This window comes from Ruegeria sp. CDSB086 (assembly GCF_059611065.1).
This window is the reverse complement of sequence record NZ_JBXWOV010000017.1, coordinates 26,800-48,179: the sequence shown is the minus strand read 5'-3', so window position 1 is coordinate 48,179 and position 21,380 is coordinate 26,800. Positions and strand designations below refer to the sequence as shown.

The window sequence follows — 21,380 nt, the reverse complement described above, 5'->3', positions numbered from 1 at the left end:
CTTCATATCCGCGGACTTAGTTACTTGCGTTTCTTTAGCTGCCAATGTTCGTGGCAAAGCAATTCCGCTTTGGGCTCGTAGCGGTCATTCGCGGCAGTTGGTACGAACGACCACTCTGCGGACTTTGCGGCCATTGGCCCGCTTTCACCGGAGGACCGCAAACAGTGCAAACCGGACATTAAATAGGAAGGTCTCAAAATTTTGGCTACGCAAAGTTGCCCACGGTCTAAAGCGATGGCCTGCTCTGGGTGCGCCCAACCCAATTCGCGATTACGGCCGCTTCTAGCGCGTTGGTCGAACTGAGCCGCCCAATTTTAGTGGTCCAAATTGAAAGTTAGTGCATGATTGGCCTTTGATCTATCAGGACGAAGACTTCCGGGGCGGATTTTCACACGACGAAACTTTGACAAATAGATGAATCGCAATAATTTCATGTGAGTTGTTGGTTCTCTGCCGTTTTCCACTGACAACCGTCGTTGAACATGAGGCGGTCAAACTTTTATGCGAGTAAAGCAAGCGCTATTCGTGGGTTAAATCACTCAAAAAAGTGAAACGTTGATTTAGACCTAAAAACGACGACAGAGATTACTGAGGATGATCGCAAGGATCATCCAAAGTTTAGTGTCCTATCGACTAGTTGTTCGGTGTGATTAAACGGCGCCCCGAGAGGCCGATGTATCCAAAAGTATAAGAGGCCATTCGGAATAGGTCGTAGTGTGTTCAGTTCTGCACTGTATCAAAACCTTTAGAAACGCGCAGTTTCAAAACTTTAATACTTTTTACCCGGAGAAGGAGATAAACATGATTAAACCTCACCAAGTTGCCACGCCATTGGCTGCTTTCTTTTGTACTTTCGCGATCTCCGCGACGGCTCAGGATTTCGATCCGACGTCTTTGTCGACCTATGGCAGCAAGCCCAACATCATTATGATCGTTTCTGACGATACTGGGTATTGGGACCTTGGTGCCTATCATGGGGGCGCCGCGCGCGGCATGGACACGCCCAATCTTGATCAAATGGCCAAGCAAGGGATGATGTTCACAGATTTCTACGCTCAATCCTCTTGCACGCCGGGGCGTGCCGCGATGCAGACCGGGCGTTTCCCGAACCGCTCGGGCATGACGACGGTTGCTTTTCAGGGTCAGGGTGGTGGACTACCGGCGGCAGAATGGACGATTGCGTCTGTTTTGAAGCAGGCTGATTACAACACTTACTTCATGGGAAAATGGCACCTCGGGGAAGCAGATTATGCCATGCCGACAGCCCATGGCTACGACAAGATGGAAAACACATTTCTCTATCACCTGAATGCGTACACCTATGCGCTGGACGACTGGAATGTGCAGATGTCCGATGATCAGAGAGCATTTTACAAAGAGAACACCACCGGCGTTTTTGAAGGCGTGGCCGGAGATCCTGCCAAGGAAGTGCTGACTATCGAAGACATGACGACTGCTGATTTGGCCGCGCTGGACAAGGTTGGTGCGGAAAAAGCGGTGGCAGAACTGGAGCGTCTTGCTGGCCTGGACCAGCCATTCTTCATGTCTATCAACTGGGCTGCGAACCACCAGCCTAACCTGCCGTCGCCTGATTTTGTGGGCAAGTCGGCGGTAAAGAACAAGTATGGCGACAAGGTGGTAGAGCTTGATTTCCACACCGGTCAGATCCTCGACAAGGTGGAAGATCTCGGAATTGGGGAAAATACCCTGATCATTTACACTGTTGATAATGGCGCATGGCAGGATGTGCATCCTGATGCCGGCATGACACCGTTTCGTGGCACCAAAGGGACTGACCGTGAAGGGGCATACCGCGTACCTTTCTTCGCAAAGTGGACCGGTAAGATCGAGCCGAACACGAAGTCGAGCGACATCACCGGCGGCACCGATCTGATGGCCACCTTTGCCAACCTCGCCGGCGTTCCGTTGCCGACCGAAGACCGGGAAGGGCAGCCGACGATTTTTGACAGCATTGATATGGCTCCGGTCCTGTTTGGAGAGGCCGACCCACAGCGCAACACCTGGGCGTATTTTACCGAGAATGAACTCACTCCAGGCGCGGTGCGCGTCAATGAATGGAAGGCCGTCTTCAACATGCGCGGCGACAACGGTGCGCGTGCCGGATCCGAAGCTCCTGCTGCCGAATTGGGATGGCGTGGGGCCGAAATGTACGTTGCTACCGTTCCGCAGGTGTTCAACCTTTGGGAAGACCCTATGGAGCGCTACGACATCTTCATGACCACCGGGCGTGAGAACACTTGGACGATGCCGACACTGATGGGCGAGGTTGAGCGGGTTGTGAGAACCTACATCGACTATCCCCCACGTCCGGTGCAGAGCGAATCCTACTCCGGCCCAATTACGCTCAGCGAGTACCACCGCTTCACGACGGTGCGTGACCAGTTGAAAAAGGACGGCTTCAATTTGAGCCTGCCAACCGGCAACTGACGCAAATGGTCGGGGCGTCGTTATGCGGCGCCTCGACACATCGAAAATGTGAAACGGAGTAAGTGCTTCTTCACAGTTTCTCTAGGCTGGAGTGAGTTTTTTTGGATGCTATTGGCGAATGCCACGGACTTTCGCTCAGCGCCCGCAATCCCCTTAACTTGTGATTCTAAAAGGTGATCTACATGTCAAAGCACTGGTTGATCAAAGCAGCCTTTGGATCCGCTTGTCTGGTAATCGCCAGCACACAAGCCTTCTCTGACCCCCTGAAGTCTTGGAACGGCGGTGCGACGAAATCTGAGATAATCAACTTCGTGAAGACTGTATCGGATGAGAGGTGCTGTCAGACTAATTCGAACTAGTCTCAGTTTGCCGCGGAAATCGCGAACTTATCCGGAACAAAGTTGACGCCTCTCGCTAAGAGCGGCGGCGCGGGTCAGCTTGAAGGTGTCTCGACTGGCTAACGATCTTTCCTAGTTGAAGTGATTGGAGACGGAGGAGTGAACGGCGACGAGCTTCTGCAAACTTCGCATCCGCCTTAACCGCTGCATCGTATGTCGCGAACGGCTGTTTTGTCCGCAAAGCAGACATTCACTGAATTCTACCGAATGGCCGCATCGAGCCTCACTTTGACCGGTGCTGCGCGATGCCCGAATGACGGCGATGCGCAGTTTACTGACTTTACAAAGTCGACCCAGTGCTCTGAATCTGATATTCACAAATCGTCGGAAATTGGCGATGTGAGCCCTTATGCGAAGTTTGCAGAAATTCGCCTCCGTCCATTCCTCCGTTTACAACCACTTCAACTAGGGGCGATCCCTTCCCAGCCGAGACACCTTCAAGTTGTCACGGCACCGCCGCTCTTGCCGAGTGGCGCGAACTTGGCGCGTTACAAGCGACATCTCTGTTGGCCTAGCTGAGACTTGTTCGAACCGGCCTCACAGTATCCATCGATATGCTTATTGATCCTTGTCAAGATTGGCGCGGGCAAGAAGTGGTACTGTCAATGGTAATTCAGGGGGGGCTCATGGAAGAGTTGATTGAAATCGGAAGATCATTCGTCCAGGCCATGCGTGAGCGCAGGGGCCTTGCAAGTGTTGATGAAATGTATGCCGAAAACGCACAGTCGATAGAGGCAGTCGTGCCTCCGGTTCGACAATTCCGCGTTTCAAAGGGGCGAGAAGCCATCAAGGGAAAAAGAGAGGATTGGTTGGCATCGCATGAAATCCAAGAACTAGAAGTGGATGGCCCCTACGTCCACCCACCCAACCGCTTTGGAGTCCGCTTCAGAGCCGAAGTCGTTCAGAAGGCCACGGGTGAGCGTATGACCCTGCGCGAGATCGCGGTGTATTCGGTCGCGGAAGGCAAGATTGTGCTGGAAGAGTTTTTCATGTTGCCGAAGTAAGAAGAGCGAATAACAACATCGGCTATTTGCTGGTTCAATCAATGCGCACGGCTTTCGGGCGAAGTGAAATTCCGGGCGGAGGTCGGGAATGCAACACAGAACAGTGGCATATTATGTAGGAGTTGATGCTGACGACGCGTCGATTTTGGAATGCGCTGAAACTGCCCATATCCAGAACGACCACTTGAATTGCGTATTGATCGCGGCCTTACCTAACCTGCCTTACCTGAAGTATGGATCAAACAGGTTCGTTGAGGCGGGTCTGCCCTCAAACTGGTTGGACGTTCTTCACGCGAAAAATGCCGCCCTGAAGTCTCGCGCCATTGAAGTTGAAACGCTTCTTGCTGGGCAGGGCGTATCTGCAAATGTAACTGGCTTCATGGGACTTGGAGCAGAGTTACAGAAACTTGTAGCAGAACAAGCCAAATGCTCTGATATCGCTTTTCTAGACGCTGATTTGCGAAAAGACCCCGATTTATTTCACAAGATCACGTGCGGAGTATTGTTTCATTCGCCGGTTGCTCTGATGATAAATGGAGATCCGTTTGCCCAACGCGACTGCGTTTTTTTGGCATGGAATGACAGCTTGCCTGCGTCCAGGGCGACGCATTTAGCTTTACCCATTCTTCTGGCGGCCAAGGAAGTTGTAATTGGATGTTTTGATTTGCCGTCGCCTGAGGACGTAGAAGGTAGTGTGCATGGAACTGACCTAGCTGAATGGCTCGGCCATCACGGTTGCAACGTGACCGTGTCGCAGTTCCAGTGCGGGGGAAATTCAGTTGCACATTGCATTCAAGAACGAGCAAGAGAAGCGGGGGCCGATCTCATTGTTATGGGCGCTTATGGGCATTCCCATTTGCGAGAGTCAGTTTTTGGGGGCACGACGCAAGCAATGTTGGAGCAGACAAGTTTCCCAGTGCTTTTCGGACACTGATGAAGTGAGCCGATAACTGTGACTTTCTGGGAGTCATAGCAATCAAAGTTCATCGGTAAATAATTGAGAGACTTTTTTAAGAGTTTGCTTGAGGTTGAAGCGTGTTTGCCTGCCCGTTTTCGCCAAGGAACTCTATCACAATTAACGTGAGTTCATCCCAGTCAGTAAACTCCCTTGCCCCTTCTCGTGGATCGATTTTTCGACCGAGCAAGACGACGTGCTGAAGAATCTCCCTCTCAAAATACCCGTAGTTTTCGGGCCTCACCGCGCCTGCGATCAAAGCCGTCGCATTTGGTTCAAAACCTGTTCGAAGAAGCATTTCGTCAAGATAGTCGCGTGCTTCTTCTCGACCTGACGCGAAAGCAGCTTTTAGACCGACGGAAAGCACGAGGGACTTTCGCTTCATTAAGGCATCTCTATTTGAAGCGACAAATGCTTCGAATGACTTGGGGTGCTTACGCTCGTGGACAGGGGCCAGGAGAATAACCTTGACCACATCGTCAAGTGAAACGTGGCTGTGCATTTCATCGGTATTGATCAGCTTTGCGTCGAAACCGGCATTCTTCGCGAGATCGGTGATGAAGCGCGCAATCTTTGCTGTTTGGCCTTCGACCGTGGTGAAGGCGATGAGTAAGGTCATTCCGATCCTCCCAAAAATCGGTCTGAATAGATTGCTTATTATGAATAAGTGACGTGCGTTGCCCTTGATCTCTATCAAAGGCGTTTCATAGGGGCATATCTGGATCGTTGCGGTATGCTCATGCTGTCCACGCGGAGCATGTTTTTAAGGAAGTTCGTGACGGCATCCATCTCCAAGAAAACCTGCCTTTTCGGCCGGCAGCCTTGAAGCTAGCCAACCCCTGGCGGTCTAGCTTTCTACCTTAAGCAAAAGGCCAAGACAGCGACGAAGATTGAAATACTGATCAACCACACTGCGAGTTTCACTTGTTGGCGTGCGGGCAGGTTTCTGAGCAGTCTAATCATAGTCAAACCTTTCAGACAAAATCCGGTGTGACGCGGTGCCCCGCTCAATCAGATGATCTTCGACGGTGTCCATCATGGCAGGGGGGCCGCAGAGAACAAAAAGCCAGCTTTCAAATTGATCAGAAGACAAATTGCGGTCCAACAGATGACCGTCGATCAAGCCTGTCTCTCCGGACCAATCCTCTGGCGGCTCGGATAGAACAAATACTGTTTCTTCTTTGGACAACTCCTGGCGAAAAGCAATCTGCTCCTCCACCCGGTTGCCATAGATAAGCTTGAGATCGTACTGTGTTCCACTCAACCGTACCTGACGCACAATGCTCAACATGGGCGCGATCCCGACACCACCTGCGATCAGAACAATGCCTTTCTCAGTTCGGTGGCTGATCGACAGATTTCCGTGCGGGGCATCCAGATAGGCCGTGGTTTGCGGAGCGATCTGTCCGAGGCCGCATGTGAAATCCCCAAGTTCCTTTATCACGAATGAAACTTCGGGGCCTTCGGCTGGTGCCGAACTAATCGAGAATGGGTTCTCATGCAGCGAAAAAACACTGTTGCCGACGTTTAGCCAAGCAAATTGCCCTGCTTCGAAGTTTAGTCCGTTGTGACCATCTGGCACGACGCGCAACTCCCATTGCTTCGGTGTTAGTCGAGACACAGACGTGACGCGCCACGGTCTTTTCCTCTGACGTAAAGGGCGAACGAGATAGACATACAGCAAAGTTCCAACTGCAATACTGGTTAGGGCAAGCCAGAGATAGGTTAGTAGCGGATGCCCACCGTAGCGCCCAGCATAGACCGTGTGATGCAAAAGCAGGCATGCGATCACCAAGGCTCCCAGCCCGTGTAAGAGGCGCCATGTTTCGTATTTGTAATCAAGGGATTTGCGGGCAATTGCCGAGACGACCAGAATGAACAGTAAAAAATATGCGCCGATACCCGATAACAGCGCAGAAATGTCAGTTGAAATCGTAAGTTGGTTTGTTTCATCCCACGGGCGGCGTCCGCCAGAAGGCGTACCCTGATACAGAAGCGGGTGTATCAGCGTTAAGCCGAGTGCTGTACGCGCCATCAACTGATGCACCCGCATGGTCACATCCATACCTAAGCCGGAAGAGATGAACCTGAACCGCCCGGACAGCAGGAACTCGACTAAGATTATTGAAAACGCAAGCATCCCAAGCCCAGACGCGAGCTCTTGATGAAATGATCGCGGTGGCCATCCCAAAGACCAAGAAAAACCCAAGGGAGCCAAGATCAGCAAAACGTAAATCAACGCCAGATAAGGCCATTTCATACGGTTTTGCTCCGCTGTGTTAAAGGTGGGCAATTCGGGCTCATTTAGAATAAACGCTAAGCTGACCTGGGGTTCCGATCAAGACTACTAAGGTTGGTGGTAACTCCAGCACGACGTGGCAAGTTTGTTGGACAACGGTTCCCGTTTCTGTTCGTTCAGCCGCTGCGTTCGGTCTGGCTGATGCTGAGGTTGCATGCTTGCGCAAGATCAAGGTCCTTGACCGCTTTTCCTGTCATAATGTTGCGCGCGTGAAATCAGACCAAAGGAGGAGGCTCAAAAATGCTAGAAGACAAAAAGTCCCCGCAACTTTTCACTGGAACGCATCCGCTCTCCGACAACTTTCGGCGTGAAATGGAAACTCTGATGTCGCGTTTTTTCGGGGGAGGACCACCTTTCCTACCAATGGAAACGGCTGCGCAACGCACGGGTTTTCCGTCTCTTGACATGACAGGTGCGATTTCACCGGCAATCGATGTCCAAGAAACGGATTCTGCGATTGCCTTGACGGCTGAATTGCCAGGGCTCGGAGAGGATGATGTGGAAATTGAAATCAAGGATCGCAGGCTAATCCTACGCGGTCAGAAGAAGATTGCGCATGATGAAACGGGCGATCTGCGTGTCAGCGAAAGAAGCTATGGCAGTTTTTCCAGAGGCATGTCGCTGCCAGACACTGTGGAAATCGACAAGATTTCCGCAACATTCGACAAAGGCGTTCTACATATCGAAATGCCGAAGACTGAGCCTCAGTATCCAAGCCGTAAGATCAAGGTATCGTCGAAATAGACGGTCTGTTGGCTCGATACGGGGCTTGAAAATGCCAAAGCAGAGGGCCGATCATGGATCGGCCTTCTTTGAGCTGCGGCCTGATAGATGTTTTTTGATTGAATCCGGGCGGACATCGCAAGTGTTTGTATAAATGCGTTTTATGTACATTCGCACCAAGCCATGGGTTTGGTGTTGCAGCGTGGTAGAATGCCCTCACGCGTTTGGAAAGGGGGTCATAATGCGAAATCCAGAAGCGAGTAGCATTACATCCTCCGGGAATGGTGGTGAAGGTAAGGTGCGGGCATTTCTGGAGAGCCTGACAGGTCCATCGCGCGGAAACGTGAACTGGCTTGTCGATAAAACCCTAACTGTTTCAGTTGACGATGAAAGGGTGCTAAGCCTTCGTCCTAGGGATGACCTGCCTCCCCATGATAACGATATTGCCACCCTACAATGGGCTGACGAAGGTTACACAGTAACCGCGTCAGCAGGGCGCAATGTATGGGTAAACGGGCAAAATGCTTCATCAGTGTCTTTGAGGCACGGCGACATGATCGAGTTCGGCGAAAAGGGCCCTATGTCTCGATACAGGTTGTGCGATCACTCATTTCCCGCACACCACACAGTCGAAGATATTCTCAGTGACGCATATGCTTACACCCGAACGAGCCGTCGACCCTTCGCCAAAAAGATGTCTGGTGCCCTGCGCGATAGTGGGCGGCGGCTTGCGTCTCAGACCACGATACTTTTCAGGATCACAGTACTTGCAACGCTTCTTGTGATCGCGGGGTTTGGTTACCTACTTTACCAAAACGACCGGCGCTTGGCGGATAGTATCGGACAGGAGTCCCGCAAGATCGAAGCGGTCGCGGTTATGCTCGCTCAGACGCGAGAAGATGCACTTACGCCTGATGACTTGGCTTCGTTGCGTGACGCTTTTGAGAACCAGGTTTTGTCGACTGAGCAGCGTCTTGGAACCTTGGAGCAACGGGCGGGGGCACCCACGCGGGTGATAGCTGCCTCCACTCGATCTGTAGCTTTCCTTCAGGGAGCTTATGGATTGCGCCACGTGGAAAGCGGGAAGATATTACGGCACGTTTTGGGACCGAACGGAGAAAACCTGAAAACCCCGTTTGGCCAGCCTTGGATCGAACCGGACGGGACCGGCGAACCTGCAGAATTTCAGTTCACCGGAACCGCGTTTTTGATTGCTGGGGTGCCGTTGATGGCCACCAACCGCCATGTCGCTTTGCCCTGGACCTCGGGGAGTCGAGAAAAAGCGCTGAACGACGCTGGTCTCAAGCCTGAAATGTTGAGGCTGCTGGCTTATTTGCCTGATCAGACGGAACCAATAGAGGCGCGTTTGGTCCGGTTCAGCGAAGCGGCAGACTTGGCGATTTTGGCAGTAGAGCCTAGCCGCGTTCACGACCTCGGCATTCCGTTGGCGGATGCCACGTCGCGCGTAGGTGAAGAGCTTTATCTGTTGGGGTATCCAACGGGTTTGAGGGCATTGATCGCGCAGGCTGGTCCGGGCTTTTTAGAGGAACTGGAAGCAGAAGGGACGTTGAATTTTTGGTCGATAGCGTCCCGGCTTTCAGCACAAAGCAAGATACACCCGCTAGCAAGCCGGGGGATAGTTGCGCGGACAAGCGGGAGCGCTATAGTTTATGACGCCGAGACCACGGCCGGTGGGAGTGGAGGGCCAGCATTGAATCGGCGGGGCGAGGTCGTTGCCGTAAATGCTGCGATCCTGCCCGAGTTTGGCGGTTCAAACATCGGCGTCCCGGTCTCACATCTCAGAGCTCTGCTAGGAGAGGTCGAAAGCCAGTGATCATTCGCTCGTTCGGAAGCGCGAGTTTTGAACAAAGAACACTGTGGCCAGTGGAACAATCATCGAGATCACGGCCACGGAGATCAGCAAGTACCCAAGTTGGCTGTAGTCTGCGGTAGACGTGACTTCACCGGTCTCTGGATTTGTGACGGCGCGAGTGACGACGTATGTTTGGTTGAGGTATTTGGTGCTAAGGCTGCTGGCCGACAAAGCCATGTTTGTGAACGATGCCATCACCGCGAAGAAGGTCGCTTTCAACTGAACAGGGGCATTGCGTGCGATCCAAGCCAACATCGGGACCATGGCGATCTGTCCAAGCGGCGACTCAACAGCAGTATCAAGAATGGCAATGAACCTTGCGTCGACAACTCCGCCGGTATGCGCCGCCGTCCATTCGTGCACACCGTAGTAGAGGGCAAGGTTAGGCAGGGCGAGAACGCCCGCCGCAATCGTTAGCAACACCACCACATGCGCAATCGAGCGGGTGGCCATAAATGGTCGAAGGACGATTAACCCGAGCAGGGCCAGCATCGAAGTTAACAAAGCCAGAATTGCCAGGAATTGCTCATCGAACCCCAGTTCATCGATTTCAAACCAAGTCAGGCCTGGTCCCGGCAGAGGAACGGCACGAAATACAAAAATGACTGTCGCTGTCCCGATCAAGGCTTGGGCTTGGGCTGGTTCCAACTCCTTCAGCAGACGCGACATGAGGTAAAGGATCACCGTCAGGGAAACCGCAAAAACGGTCTCTTGCGCGAATTCGAAATCTGCGGTTCCCAGCACGATGCTGAGCACAACGAATGCAAGGCCGCCGAGCAATATGGACCATTTGACTTCGGTGGCTTCATCCGGCGTATGTGGCGGGTGGCCGCACTTAATAAGCTGACGCTGGATAAAGCTGTGAAGAACGACTCCACTAACGGACAACACCGGGATGGTCAGAGCTATCAGATATACTTGGCCATAAAGCGCAAGGCGTTCGGATTCTTGCAGTTCTTCGGTTCCAGAGAATATCCAGATGTTTACAGCCGCAACCGCCGCAAACCCGGAAATGATCGAAACTCTGCCCAAGGCCTGCATCGTTGTGTGCTGTGCACGAGTTTCTTCCGGCAAAAATGGTGCGCCGCTCTGGTCAACCTTTGGCACCGCCTCAACCGTCATGGCGTCGGCAACAACGTCCTGAATTGCATAGCCCGAAGGCGCCAAGAGCAAGGCAACAACATACCAGTCTTCCAGCGGCATGAAACTGGACATCAGCGCAGGTGCGGTCACGAGCCCGTACATGGCGAGCAAAGACAACGTGATCAAGGACGCGCCGAACAAGATCAGCAGGGACTTCCAGCGCCAAAACAGGTCCACGACATGACCAAGCGGCGTTTTGAGTATCCACGGGATACCAGCCCAAAATGCTAGCCCTGCAACGAAAGAGGCGGATAAATCGAGGTAGTCTTTTAGGAAAAAAGCACCGACGACCGAGGTCAGGCCGGACACGCCGGCCGCAAAATAGACCATCAATGGCGGCAGATAGGACCATTGCAGCTGCTGAACCAGATCCACAAACGTTCTATGCCACCAGGCTGAAAGTTTTGATCCTATGGAAGTTTGGTCAGTCGTCATATGCCGTGGCAGTTCGTTGAGGCCTTTGGGTCGTTTTGTCTAGTTAGAGAAATCCAGATCCGAAAAGCAATGCACTGGTGATCACCCCAAGGATCGGTACCACAATAGGAACTCGGAAATGCTTGGCGGCCTCGTCCGGCTGCATCTTCAGCTGGATCAGCGAAATGTTGACGAGCACAAAGACGCCCAGAACGATCTGAGACGTGCGCTCTGCCAGGGTACCAATCGGTATAGTTTGGGTCAGCAGAACGATGATTGCGACGACCAGCAAAGTAGCAACTACTGGTGTCTGCGTTGATTTAGGGACTATCGCCAGAACCTTCGGCAAATGGTCACGGTCAGCTAGTCCGTAGATCACCCGCGAGGCCATAATCATCTGAATCAGTACTCCATTGACTGTCGCCACAATCGCGACTGCGGAAAAGCCCTTTTTGATGACCTCGGGCGCGTTTGAAAACACGAGCGCGAGGGGTGCTGCGGACGTCGAAAGAACATCGATCGGCACAACAAGTAGAACCGTCATTGAGGTTCCTAGATACAACACGGTCGCCAGAACGAGCGTTAGCAAAATCGCTTTTGGGATGGTGCGCACGGGGTCTTTAACCTCTTCCGCGACATTAGCCATGTCCTCGAAGCCAACAAATGCAAAGAAAGCGAGAAGTGATGCTGCGAAAATGCCTCTCCACGCGTCGAGTTCCAGCGGCGGAAGCATCGAACTGATCCCGTATCCCTGCGGATCCTGGATCGACATGCCCCAGCCAATCACAAAGAGAAGACCTGCGATCTCAATGATCGTGATGACAGCCGCAATAAAGACAGACTCAGTGATCCCCCAAAGCGCGATTAGACCCATGATCAAAACAACACTGATAGTCAAAATAGGGATCGCAAAACCGGTCAAAGCGTGAAGGTATGATGCTGCGCCAATTGCAACGGCAGAAGCGGAGATAACGCCCGAGGCTGCCACCGCAAGCCCAACGAAAACCGCCATCCAGTTTTTCCGAAATCCCGCCTCAACATAGGCTGCTTCACCTGCGCTGACAGGAAATCGAGTTGTGAGTTCTGCATACGAAAGCGCGGTGAGTGATACGACGAGCGCGGCTACAACGAACGACAACGCCGCAAACGGTCCGGCAATGTCTGCTGTTGCGCCGACTAAAACGTAAATGCCCGCTCCGACCGTTACTCCAAGGCCATAAAGCGTGAGCAACGGGGTCGTAAGGGCCCGTCTGAGTTTCTGTTCGTTTGGATCAACAGAGTTCATAAGCGATTTCCACAAACTGCCCATTCAGAACGTCGTCAGAGGCGTCCGTCTCGTTTTTGTCCGCGATTGGCGCAGCGGCTTAATCCGATGGTCAAAGCTGCATCGAATGCCTTGTGTCTCAACGCCTGGGCGCATTGGGCGCCAATCAAGTAACACGGGGGCTCGCCACCACTCCTGCCGAGCCCCCTTGGGTGGAACTTCCACTCCTTAAGAATTCCGTTCACCTTTGTGTTTGCTTGGGGACAGACCGGTGAACGTAGAACACGCTAAAACATTCGTATTTCACTATGTGATTCTTGTTGGTGCTTTGATCTATGTCAATCAACTCGCGGTTGGCGGTCTGCGAGGCTGAATCCCAACCAACTGTCGTTTGCCTTCGGACTTAAAGGCAAAGCAAACATGTGAGGCGGTTTGAGATTTAGGGTAGAAAGCTATTCTTGATGCTCTGGAACCTGTTACCAACCTTGGGCTCGACTGGTTGCATCGCGTGTCGCATCACCTCTGGCGAATTCGTTGGCATTTGAACGCTTTGGAAGGAGTGCCGCCAGGGCGCAAGGGGGAGTGAGGTCAATGACGAAGTGGCGTAGTTGGAGGCCGCCGGGATTGGACTTGGCGCGTGCTCAAGCGCCATTCGACCGAAAAACCAATCTTTGTGCTGAAGCGTTCAACATGAGCGAGGTCAAAGAAGTTTCTTAAGGATGCGGTTTAAATAGATCTGCATCCGGGGCAGTAAATTGGAGGAGCATATGCAGATTGTTCGCGGAATTTTACTGGCACTGTTCGTCACGGGACCCGTTCTGGCGCAGGACGTCAGCGTCGATGAGGGGCGTGATTTGTACCGGACGTATTGCTGGCAATGTCACGGTTTCGAAGCGACCGGAGACGGGCCAATGGCGGAAATGCTGGCTATTCGAACACCTGACCTCACCAAATTGGCAGGCGAAAACGACGGTGTGTTTCCGATAGATCGTATAGCTGAACAGATTGATGGTCGTTCACAATTGCTCGCCCATGGTGGCGAAATGCCAATCTTTGGCGCAGTGTTTGAGACAGACCAACAAATCGCGGTGGCTTTGCCCAATGGGCAACGAATAATGGTAGGTTTGCCGTTGGCGAATTTGCTCGCCTTTCTTGAATCGATCCAGTCTGAATAGTCATGGACCAATTGGTTCATCCGTGTCAGCCGTTCGTCTGATTGACATGAGAGTCAGCGGCGGCCCCAACACCTCGAAGGCAACTGTACTGGCTAGGGTAAAGGCCATGATCGACGCGGCCCAATCCGGAAATTGCTCTCCGGCGACAAGAGCCATTCCGACCGCAACACCGGCCTGTGGTAACAAAGCGGGGCCGAACCAACCGGTCTGACGGCGAGGCAGGCCGCCAAGTCTCGCTCCGCAGTAACCTCCGACAAGGCGGGCCACGGCGCGCAAGAATAGGAAAAGAGCACCAGCCCAGCCCATCAAGCCGAAGGCTTCAATATCCAGCGTGGCGCCAGCCAGTAGGAAGAACAAAATCATGAACGGCCACTGAATGTGCTCGATCTCATGAAAAGCACGGTCGTGATGGCGGGCAAGATTCCCAATAACTGCGCCCGCAACCATGCCTGCTACCAAGAATGAAACCTCCAGCCAAAGCGCGAGGCCCGCTGTCAGAAAGACGATACCCATTGCTTCTGCCTGCATTGGCTCTCCCGGCTTCAAGCGACCGGTGAGGTAAGCGGATGGCACGCCTAGCGCGGAACCCAACAAAATAGCCCCTCCGAAATCCCACATCGCTGTGGTCGTGATGGTGGCCCAACCGTCCGAATGACCGGCCAGAACCAATGCGACGCTGAAAGCGATCAGACCCCAAGCGTCATCAATTGCGACTATGCCCTTTAATGTCTCGGTGAAGCTGTTGGACACCCCAGATTGTTTGATCACGTCTGTCATGGCGGCCGGAGCAGTAGCCGTAGAAATTGCCGCCAGCACCAACGCCAACCCGAAGGGTACGCCAATTGCGGTCAATCCAGCAGACACAATAACAAGGGTTGCAACCACGATTGAAATCGAAATCGTCAGAATGGCTCTGCCATGCCGAACCAAGTTCTCGCGGGTTAAAGAACCTCCAAGAAGAAACGCGACCATCGTTAAAGCCACAATGGAAATCTCGTCGAACCGCATTGCAACGTCGAGTGGGATCAAACCCATTCCGGCGTTCCCGGCGATCAGACCGAGGAAAAGTAAGGTAGTAACACGAGGAAGATGCGTGGCCCGGCCTAATTGATCGGCTGCCAATCCGGCAAGGAAGAGGACACCAAGGCTAATGAGAAAGCCGGCAATGTGCATAGAAATCCAAGCGTTAGGTTCTTGTCTAAACTACTCTAATTCCAACTCTGCCACTTAGGAACCGTTGTCGGAGAGAATGCGATTGTCCCGTCGCAGCTTAGGCCGAAAATCCGCAAAATATGGGATATTGATCTGTATTAAGGCGAAAGCGCGCCGCAGGTGGCACAGTAACACATACAGGAAATGAGGAGGAACTTTCGATGTCGAGAAAGAAAACTAGCACAAACAGCCCGACCTCACTGTTGGATGTTTTTAAGCAAATGCAGCCACCCATGTCTGGCAATCCGGCCTTCGGAGCCCAGATCGAACAATTTTGGGACGCGCAGGAAAAATTTCTCGAAGAAACAGAGGCCTTTGCACAGCATTGGTTCGAACGGCGTCATGAGGCGGTCCGGACGGCTCTACAAGCTGCACGCAATGTGTCGTCCGCGAACCCGTCCGATCCATCGAAAGCCTTTCAGAGCATGGCGGAATGGCAGCGCCATTCAGCTGAGCGGTTGGTTGCTGACGCGCAGGAATGGTTCGAAACTGTGTCCCGTTGTGCATCTTATGTCGCAGAAACAGAAGCTGAAGCTGTTGAGAAAACAGTTGGTGATGTTGCAGCCGCTACAAAGAGCGCGGGGAAATCTTCAAAGTCTGAGCCTGTGTAGGTTTCCTGCTGCCGAAATACCAAACTGAAATCATCTGCGCAGTAGATAGGAGGTCAAATGTACAAGAATATCCTGATCCCGGTTGCTCTGGACAAAGAACATGACACTCAAGCGTCGTTTAAGGCTGCGCGCCAATTGGCTGATGCCGACGCTGTTTTCACCGTTGTGCACGTCCAAGAACCTATTCCGGCATATGTGGGTTCTCAGATTCCAAGTGAAGTGCTTGCACATACGCGGCATGAGATATTGGAGAACCTACAAAAGACTGCCTCTGAAATTTCAGACGCGAAGGTACAGCTCATCTCCGGACATGCGGGTAGGGCAATTGTCGACTTCGCAAACCAGAGCGACGCCGATTGCATCGTCTTAGCTTCGCATAAGCCCGGATTCGAGGACATATTTCTAGGTTCCACTGCGAACAGAGTCGTGCATCATGCCAAGTGTTCGGTTCACGTAATTCGGTGATCCAAAGCTAGCGATGCGAGATCTCTATGGGGTCTTGTCAGAAGAACTTGGGTAGAGCGCTGCAGGGCGGTTGCGTGTCTTTTGCCATTAGCAGACCTGCCTCTTTCAAGTACTTTAAAACCAGTCTCGAAATCATCCGCCTTGCGGTGATGTTGTACATCCGTTTCACGCTCATTCTGACGTCAGCAAAGCACATCAAACTGCAATTGGTGCAAGTACCGCGAATCCACACTTCGTCCGCAACGTAGACGTTTCAGCAAGTTGCAGCCAACGTCCGAGTTGCGGGCTAAGCCGCCGTTCGCTGCTGCGCGGCACGTTTCGTTTGAACGAACGACGAATTTACGGACAAAACCACCGTTCAGTTTTTAGGTGGTTCGTAGGGATCAGGCGTTCCCGGTGGGATTGGAGGGTATTCCTCGAACGTTGCAGTGTGTTCCTGCAATTGAGGCAACGCCTTTTCGACCGCCCAAGTGTGTGGAAAGAGTACGCTTTCACGCTCGTGTGGATCATTAAGAAGGTTGTAGACCCTTGGTGTGTCGAAAGACTCCGTTGCACCAAAAGCCGTCGTATTCTCTTTGAAAAGAACTTTCCAATCCTTCCATTTTACGCCGAATATCTGCTCGCCCATGTAGACGATCACGCCTTCTCGGTTTGAGTTTGGTTGGTCACCAAGAAAGAACTTTGACTGGTCGACACCATCAAAGGCCCTGTCATCAGGCACCTTGCCCCCTGCGAAAGCCGCAAGTGTCGGATAGAGATCCATTGAGTGGACAACATCGTTGCTTTCAGAACCGGTAGGGATCTTTCCCGGCCACTTGATTGCAAAGGGTACACGCATACTTCCTTCGAGGCTGGTGAACAGAGTACCGCGCCAAGGCCCGGCCGTACCATGTACCGCAGGAACTGGCGAGACGTTTGCGTTCCCAACCGGAAGAGCTTCGGGGCCGTTGTCAGCAGTAAATATCACCACGGTGTCGTCGGAAACGCCTGCCGCCTCAATCGCATCAACAATACGTCCGATATAGCTATCTGTTTGAAGCAGAATGTCGGCCCAGACGCCGTTTCCAGTGGCGCCTTCGAACTCCTCGGACGCGATGTTTGGATAGTGGGTCTGAGTATAAGCAAGATAGATGAAAAACGGCGCGTCTTCGGCACTCTTCGCTTCGATAAACTCGATGGCCTTCTTTGTCAGGTCGCCATCTATTTTGCCGCGATAGTCCAGATCGTAGTCTTGAGCGATGGTTGCTGGCTCGCCTGCAACACCCTGCATCACAACTGACTCTTCCATGTTGGCATCGGCAAAACCCGGAAGCGTGCGCCAGACTGTAACGTCAGTGGTCTCAACGCCGTAAAACTCATCGAAGCCTTGATTCGTTGGATAGCGCCCTTCGGTCCATCCAAGGTGCCACTTACCGTACATGGCCGTGTTGTATCCTACCTCCTTCAGCATCTCGGCCATCGTGATTTCCCATTGGGTCAGACCGTAAACGCCACCTCCCAGTGGGACCGTGTGGTTGCCGCTTCGGATACCGTATCGTCCTGTCATGGTCGCTGCTCGGGACGGCGTGCACTGGCTTTCCACGTTGAAGTTCGTGAGTCGTAGTCCCTCCGCAGCGAGGGCGTCCATCTCGGGAGTCACTGTACCACGGATTATGCCGCCTCCATTAAACCCAGGTTCGCCCCAACCAAAATTATCAAGAAATATGAATACGATGTTGGGTTTGTCTTGAGCTGAAGCGCCCGTGGCAAATAGAAGATACAAGGACAGCAGGAATGTTCGCGATAACCACTTCATAACAACGTCTCCAATCAAGATCACGGACTCAAGACTGACGAACCAAGTCACCAGTCGTCAATAACGTCGTCTCGTTGCGGTGTTTTCGCACAGCGGATGAGCGTCAAATTTACGGACGAAGCTGCGGTCCGGGATTAGTCAAACCTCCCCCGGGATCACTTATGCTCAACTAAGAAAACCTTTGTTTTCCTTGACGAACCACCGGCTCAGATGTTGCCATGGTTTGGCATTCAGTTCGGCTGGGAGGTTCAAATGAAGTTTTTTCTGAAGACATCGACAGCAATAGTTTCCGCAGCATTCATAGCAAGCTCTTCAGATGCTCAAGACGCCGCACAAGGCGGGCAAGTTGGCGAGATGACCATATCAGTTGATGATATGCGTGAACCAGCGCCTGCTGATTTTTCGCCTTATGCAGGTCGAGATTTTCCTACACGCCCGCTGTGGGGTGACACTCACCTGCACACGTCAAACTCGCTCGATGCCCGCGGATTTGGTGTCATTCTGAGCCCAGACGATGCCTATAGGTTTGCACGTGGTGAGGAAGTCACGACATCGCATGGCCTCCGCGTGCAGTTATCACGTCCCCTCGACTGGCTTGTCGTATCTGATCACTCGGATGCCATGGGGGCTATGAATGAGATCGTTGCGGGGAACTCCACACTGATGCGTGACCCAACCCTTCGAGACTGGAACGAACGCCTCAACGCCGGCGGGGACGTCGCTCTGGGCGCAACCATGGAAGTTATTGAAACATTTGCAGGTATCACCGGGGATGCTCTTCCCGAGGCTGTTTCAGATCGCAGGTTTGTACAATCCGTGTGGGACGAGTTCACGCAAACTGCGGATCATCACAACGCGCCCGGCACATTCACTGCGTTCATCGGATACGAGTGGACGTCCACCGAAGCTGGAAACAACCTCCATCGTAACGTGATCTACCGGGATGATGCCATTCGCGCTCGGCAAATGCTGCCCTTCACAACCGCGGAAACCTTCAATCCAGAACGGCTATGGGACTGGATGGAAACATATGAGCAAGAGACTGGCGGTCGTGTACTGGCCCTTGCCCACAACGGCAACGTTTCCAACGGCCTGATGTTTCCGGTTGAGACAAACCCTGAAACGGGTGAACCGTTGACGGCGGATTACGCAGAGCGGCGTGCCAAGTGGGAGCCGATGTATGAGATCACCCAAATCAAAGGTGACGGAGAAACGCACCCGTTTTTAAGCCCAAACGATGAATTCGCAGACTATGAAACTTGGGATAAATCCAACCTCGGCCCAACGCCCAAGGAAGACTGGATGCTCCAATACGAGTATGCCCGTGAGGCCTTGAAGAACGGTCTTAAACTAGAGGATCAGCTGGGTACTAATCCGTATAAATTTGGCGTGGTGGGCTCTACCGACAGCCATACGGCTTTGGCAACAGCGGAAGAAGACAATTTCTTTGGCAAACACTCTGGCGTCGAACCAGAACCCGGCCGTTGGCAACATGTCGTTGGCGAGTTCGATGCCTTGAGGATTCTCGGGTGGGAAATGGCAGCCTCTGGCTACGCAGCAGTTTGGGCTGAAGACAACACACGCGAAGCCATATTCGACGCCATGGAACGGAAAGAAGTTTACGGGACAACCGGAAGTCGCATTGCGCTCCGTTTCTTTGGCGCCTGGGACTTTACGGAAGAAGATGCAAGATCCCGTTTGCCCGCCGAAATAGGATATGAAAAAGGCGTTCCGATGGGTGGAGACCTCTCACAAGCACCTGAGAGCGCAGACGCCCCAACTTTCCTCATCGCTGCCCTGAAAGACCCATTTTCCGGCAATCTCGATCGTATCCAGATTGTGAAAGGTTGGTTAAATGCCAGCGGTGAAACTGAAGAGCGGGTTTATGACGTGGCTTGGTCAGGAGACCGAGAACCTGATGCGGATGGAATTCTACCATCGGTGGGGAATACCGTGGATGTCGCTACAGGCACATTTACCAACTCCATAGGGTCTCCAGAGCTGATCACCGTTTGGACAGACCCTGAGTTCGATCCTTCAGCGCGGGCTTTCTACTATGCCCGTGTCTTGGAAATTCCCACGCCGAGGTGGACTATCTACGACTCCGTTCGGTTCGGAGACGAACTTCCCGCGGAGGTTCCGACTTCAACGCAGGAACGCGCGTACACTTCGCCAATTTGGTATACGCCCGAGAACTGAAATATACCTAATCCAATGTCGTAGCGGAAAAGCCCGGCAGTTCCTGTCGCAGCAACACTGGGTTAATGCGTTCATGCGAATGTCCGCTTAGGGCTCTAAGCAGACGTTCGTCGAAATTTCGTGAAGGACCGCATCGCGGGACAAAGCAACCGTTCGCTGCTGTTTAAGCCAAACTACGGCTCCGCGGCCTTTTCGGCCTGGCATTGCTGTTAGCCAGCAGAATGAACAAACAGCAGCGAAATCGACCCCACAAGGATCAGGCTCAGCGCCCATATTACGTCCAGATTGAACCACCCTTTCGAAAGGAATCTCGAGTTCCAAACTTGTTTTGCAGAAATTCCCTGTAAATTTCCGGTTATCAGGGAAATCCCGCCTAAAGCGACCCCGCCAAAATGCGCCACTGAGACTAGGGCCGGAATTGCGCCCTGAGTGTACGGTCTGCTCTGTCTCTGATTGAAAGCGCATGCGCCAACTCGCGGGAATTGCGGTACAATTCCGGGTCAGAAAACACAACTGAAGTGAGACAGGTATGAGTGGCGGTGCTGTCAGACTAATTCGAACCAGTCTCAGCTAGGCCAGTGACGCTGTCCTTTATCCCGCACCAAGTTGACGCCACTCGCTAAGAGCGGCGGCGCGGGTCAGCTTGAAGGTGTCTCGACTGGCTAGCGATCTTTCCTGGTTGAAGTGGTTGTAGACAGAGGAATGGACGGCGGCGAATTTCTGTAGACTTCGCATGTGCCTGAAACGCTGCATCGCACGTTCTCTTCGTCGGAACGGCAAATGCGAATTCTCGACGCGGTTGTTGAGCCAACGGCCCGTTTGTTGTTTTTCGAGAGCACCCAAATCTCTGAGCGCCGCCTTGTAAGATGCGAAACGGTCCGTGACGATCTCTTCGGCGCAACCGTGCCGCTTCACCAATTTCCTGAGGAATTTCAGTGCTGCAGCCTTGTTTCGACGTTTGGTGACAACGGCTTCCAGCACCTCGCCCTCGTGATCAACTGCACGCCAGAGATAGCGGCGTTTGCCATTCACCTTCACAAAGACTTCGTCCACGTGCCACTTCCATTTCAAGAACGCGCACAGCTGCTGCACCCGCTTCCGCCTGATCTCAGCAGCAAACATCGGGCCGAACCTATTCCACCAGTATCGGACAGTTTCGTGGCTCACGTCGATGCCTCGCTCGTGCAGTAAATCTTCGACATTCCGAAGCGAGAGTGGAAACCGAATATACAGCATCACCGCAAGGCGGATAATCTCAGGGCTGGTTTTGAAGTATTTGAATGAGGCAGGTCTGGCCATGAACAAAAGCTACGCAACCGCCCTACCCCTCTCAAGCAAAGTTCTTCTGACAAGACCCAACACGGTTTCTGTGGAGTGAAATCCACTGGTTTTATTTGCGCGG

16 protein-coding genes and 1 pseudogene are annotated in these 21,380 nt (G+C 52.8%); 9 read left to right on the top strand and 8 right to left on the bottom strand.

From position 1 onward, the window contains the following. Nucleotides 1-714: 714 nt before the first annotated feature. Nucleotides 715-2,448 (top strand): arylsulfatase, encoded by a 1,734-nt coding sequence (locus AC2FIO_RS22255; RefSeq protein WP_496700035.1) that lies wholly within the window; start codon nucleotides 715-717, stop codon nucleotides 2,446-2,448. A gap of 386 nt (nucleotides 2,449-2,834) precedes the next feature. Here the strand turns inward: AC2FIO_RS22255 and AC2FIO_RS22250 are convergent. Next, nucleotides 2,835-3,011: pseudogene (locus AC2FIO_RS22250) on the bottom strand (IS6 family transposase); the annotation flags it as partial. Nucleotides 3,012-3,472: 461 nt separating this feature from the next. On the opposite strand from AC2FIO_RS22250, the gene AC2FIO_RS22245 reads away from it, so the two are divergent. Together AC2FIO_RS22245 and AC2FIO_RS22240 are read left to right on the top strand one after the other, a co-directional pair. Beyond that, nucleotides 3,473-3,850, top strand: coding sequence for a nuclear transport factor 2 family protein (locus tag AC2FIO_RS22245; RefSeq protein WP_282121556.1), 378 nt, complete (start codon nucleotides 3,473-3,475; stop codon nucleotides 3,848-3,850). 88 nt (nucleotides 3,851-3,938) lie between these two features. Further along, nucleotides 3,939-4,784, top strand: a complete 846-nt coding sequence (locus tag AC2FIO_RS22240; protein ID WP_496700033.1) for a universal stress protein — start codon at nucleotides 3,939-3,941, stop codon at nucleotides 4,782-4,784. A 76-nt stretch (nucleotides 4,785-4,860) separates the two neighbouring features. Here the strand turns inward: AC2FIO_RS22240 and AC2FIO_RS22235 are convergent, their stop codons facing one another. Then, on the bottom strand, nucleotides 4,861-5,424 hold the full coding sequence (locus tag AC2FIO_RS22235) for a flavodoxin domain-containing protein (protein ID WP_282121558.1): 564 nt from the start codon (nucleotides 5,422-5,424) through the stop codon (nucleotides 4,861-4,863). Between the two features lie 336 nt (nucleotides 5,425-5,760). Then, nucleotides 5,761-7,065, bottom strand: coding sequence for a ferredoxin reductase family protein (locus tag AC2FIO_RS22230; protein WP_058278570.1), 1,305 nt, complete (start codon nucleotides 7,063-7,065; stop codon nucleotides 5,761-5,763). Between the two features lie 363 nt (nucleotides 7,066-7,428). Here AC2FIO_RS22230 and AC2FIO_RS22225 point away from each other — a divergent pair, with 363 nt between their 5' ends. Then, nucleotides 7,429-7,848 (top strand): Hsp20/alpha crystallin family protein, encoded by a 420-nt coding sequence (locus AC2FIO_RS22225; protein WP_496700030.1) that lies wholly within the window; start codon nucleotides 7,429-7,431, stop codon nucleotides 7,846-7,848. Between the two features lie 220 nt (nucleotides 7,849-8,068). Continuing rightward, complete coding sequence (locus AC2FIO_RS22220) at nucleotides 8,069-9,661, top strand: trypsin-like peptidase domain-containing protein (protein WP_496700028.1); 1,593 nt, start codon at nucleotides 8,069-8,071, stop codon at nucleotides 9,659-9,661. On the opposite strand, the gene AC2FIO_RS22215 is transcribed toward AC2FIO_RS22220, so the two are convergent. Together AC2FIO_RS22215 and AC2FIO_RS22210 are read right to left on the bottom strand one after the other, a co-directional pair. Further along, entirely contained in the window at nucleotides 9,662-11,218 is a 1,557-nt protein-coding gene (locus tag AC2FIO_RS22215) for an MFS transporter (RefSeq protein WP_496700026.1), read from the bottom strand. Between the two features lie 103 nt (nucleotides 11,219-11,321). Further along, nucleotides 11,322-12,542 carry an APC family permease gene (locus AC2FIO_RS22210; protein ID WP_496700024.1) on the bottom strand — a complete coding sequence of 407 codons (1,221 nt, stop codon included), beginning with the start codon at nucleotides 12,540-12,542 and terminating at the stop codon, nucleotides 11,322-11,324. 746 nt (nucleotides 12,543-13,288) lie between these two features. Here AC2FIO_RS22210 and AC2FIO_RS22205 point away from each other — a divergent pair. Next, nucleotides 13,289-13,696, top strand: a complete 408-nt coding sequence (locus tag AC2FIO_RS22205) for a c-type cytochrome (RefSeq protein ID WP_496700022.1) — start codon at nucleotides 13,289-13,291, stop codon at nucleotides 13,694-13,696. Here AC2FIO_RS22205 and AC2FIO_RS22200 read toward each other — a convergent pair whose 3' ends face one another. Beyond that, nucleotides 13,697-14,869: a cation:proton antiporter gene (locus AC2FIO_RS22200; protein ID WP_496700020.1), complete on the bottom strand. Its 1,173-nt coding sequence runs from the start codon at nucleotides 14,867-14,869 to the stop codon at nucleotides 13,697-13,699. Nucleotides 14,870-15,141: 272 nt separating this feature from the next. On the opposite strand from AC2FIO_RS22200, the gene AC2FIO_RS22195 reads away from it, so the two are divergent. Both AC2FIO_RS22195 and AC2FIO_RS22190 read left to right on the top strand, forming a co-directional pair. Next, complete coding sequence (locus tag AC2FIO_RS22195) at nucleotides 15,142-15,519, top strand: phasin family protein (RefSeq protein ID WP_496700018.1); 378 nt, start codon at nucleotides 15,142-15,144, stop codon at nucleotides 15,517-15,519. 57 nt (nucleotides 15,520-15,576) lie between these two features. Then, complete coding sequence (locus AC2FIO_RS22190) at nucleotides 15,577-15,984, top strand: universal stress protein (RefSeq protein ID WP_282121552.1); 408 nt, start codon at nucleotides 15,577-15,579, stop codon at nucleotides 15,982-15,984. Nucleotides 15,985-16,342: 358 nt separating this feature from the next. Here AC2FIO_RS22190 and AC2FIO_RS22185 read toward each other — a convergent pair whose 3' ends face one another. Further along, a complete protein-coding gene (locus AC2FIO_RS22185; RefSeq protein WP_496700016.1) occupies nucleotides 16,343-17,779 on the bottom strand; it encodes an arylsulfatase in 1,437 nt (478 codons plus the stop codon). Nucleotides 17,780-18,031: 252 nt separating this feature from the next. Between AC2FIO_RS22185 and AC2FIO_RS22180 the strand changes: the two genes are divergently transcribed. Beyond that, nucleotides 18,032-19,978, top strand: coding sequence for a DUF3604 domain-containing protein (locus AC2FIO_RS22180; RefSeq protein WP_496700014.1), 1,947 nt, complete (start codon nucleotides 18,032-18,034; stop codon nucleotides 19,976-19,978). 591 nt (nucleotides 19,979-20,569) lie between these two features. On the opposite strand, the gene AC2FIO_RS22175 is transcribed toward AC2FIO_RS22180, so the two are convergent. Further along, on the bottom strand, nucleotides 20,570-21,277 hold the full coding sequence (locus AC2FIO_RS22175) for an IS6 family transposase (RefSeq protein WP_496700012.1): 708 nt from the start codon (nucleotides 21,275-21,277) through the stop codon (nucleotides 20,570-20,572). Between the last annotated feature and the right edge of the window lie 103 nt (nucleotides 21,278-21,380).

What these genes read in the sequence shown, in the direction of transcription:
- AC2FIO_RS22245 (WP_282121556.1), top strand. Translation starts at nt 3,473, where the DNA reads ATGGAAGAGTTGATTGAAATCGGAAGATCATTCGTCCAGGCCATGCGT.
- AC2FIO_RS22240 (WP_496700033.1), top strand. Translation starts at nt 3,939, where the DNA reads ATGCAACACAGAACAGTGGCATATTATGTAGGAGTTGATGCTGACGAC.
- AC2FIO_RS22235 (WP_282121558.1), bottom strand. Translation starts at nt 5,424, where the DNA reads ATGACCTTACTCATCGCCTTCACCACGGTCGAAGGCCAAACAGCAAAG.
- AC2FIO_RS22230 (WP_058278570.1), bottom strand. Translation starts at nt 7,065, where the DNA reads ATGAAATGGCCTTATCTGGCGTTGATTTACGTTTTGCTGATCTTGGCT.
- AC2FIO_RS22225 (WP_496700030.1), top strand. Translation starts at nt 7,429, where the DNA reads ATGTCGCGTTTTTTCGGGGGAGGACCACCTTTCCTACCAATGGAAACG.
- AC2FIO_RS22220 (WP_496700028.1), top strand. Translation starts at nt 8,069, where the DNA reads ATGCGAAATCCAGAAGCGAGTAGCATTACATCCTCCGGGAATGGTGGT.
- AC2FIO_RS22210 (WP_496700024.1), bottom strand. Translation starts at nt 12,542, where the DNA reads ATGAACTCTGTTGATCCAAACGAACAGAAACTCAGACGGGCCCTTACG.
- AC2FIO_RS22205 (WP_496700022.1), top strand. Translation starts at nt 13,289, where the DNA reads ATGCAGATTGTTCGCGGAATTTTACTGGCACTGTTCGTCACGGGACCC.
- AC2FIO_RS22200 (WP_496700020.1), bottom strand. Translation starts at nt 14,869, where the DNA reads ATGCACATTGCCGGCTTTCTCATTAGCCTTGGTGTCCTCTTCCTTGCC.
- AC2FIO_RS22195 (WP_496700018.1), top strand. Translation starts at nt 15,142, where the DNA reads ATGTCTGGCAATCCGGCCTTCGGAGCCCAGATCGAACAATTTTGGGAC.
- AC2FIO_RS22190 (WP_282121552.1), top strand. Translation starts at nt 15,577, where the DNA reads ATGTACAAGAATATCCTGATCCCGGTTGCTCTGGACAAAGAACATGAC.
- AC2FIO_RS22185 (WP_496700016.1), bottom strand. Translation starts at nt 17,779, where the DNA reads ATGAAGTGGTTATCGCGAACATTCCTGCTGTCCTTGTATCTTCTATTT.
- AC2FIO_RS22180 (WP_496700014.1), top strand. Translation starts at nt 18,032, where the DNA reads ATGAAGTTTTTTCTGAAGACATCGACAGCAATAGTTTCCGCAGCATTC.
- AC2FIO_RS22175 (WP_496700012.1), bottom strand. Translation starts at nt 21,277, where the DNA reads ATGGCCAGACCTGCCTCATTCAAATACTTCAAAACCAGCCCTGAGATT.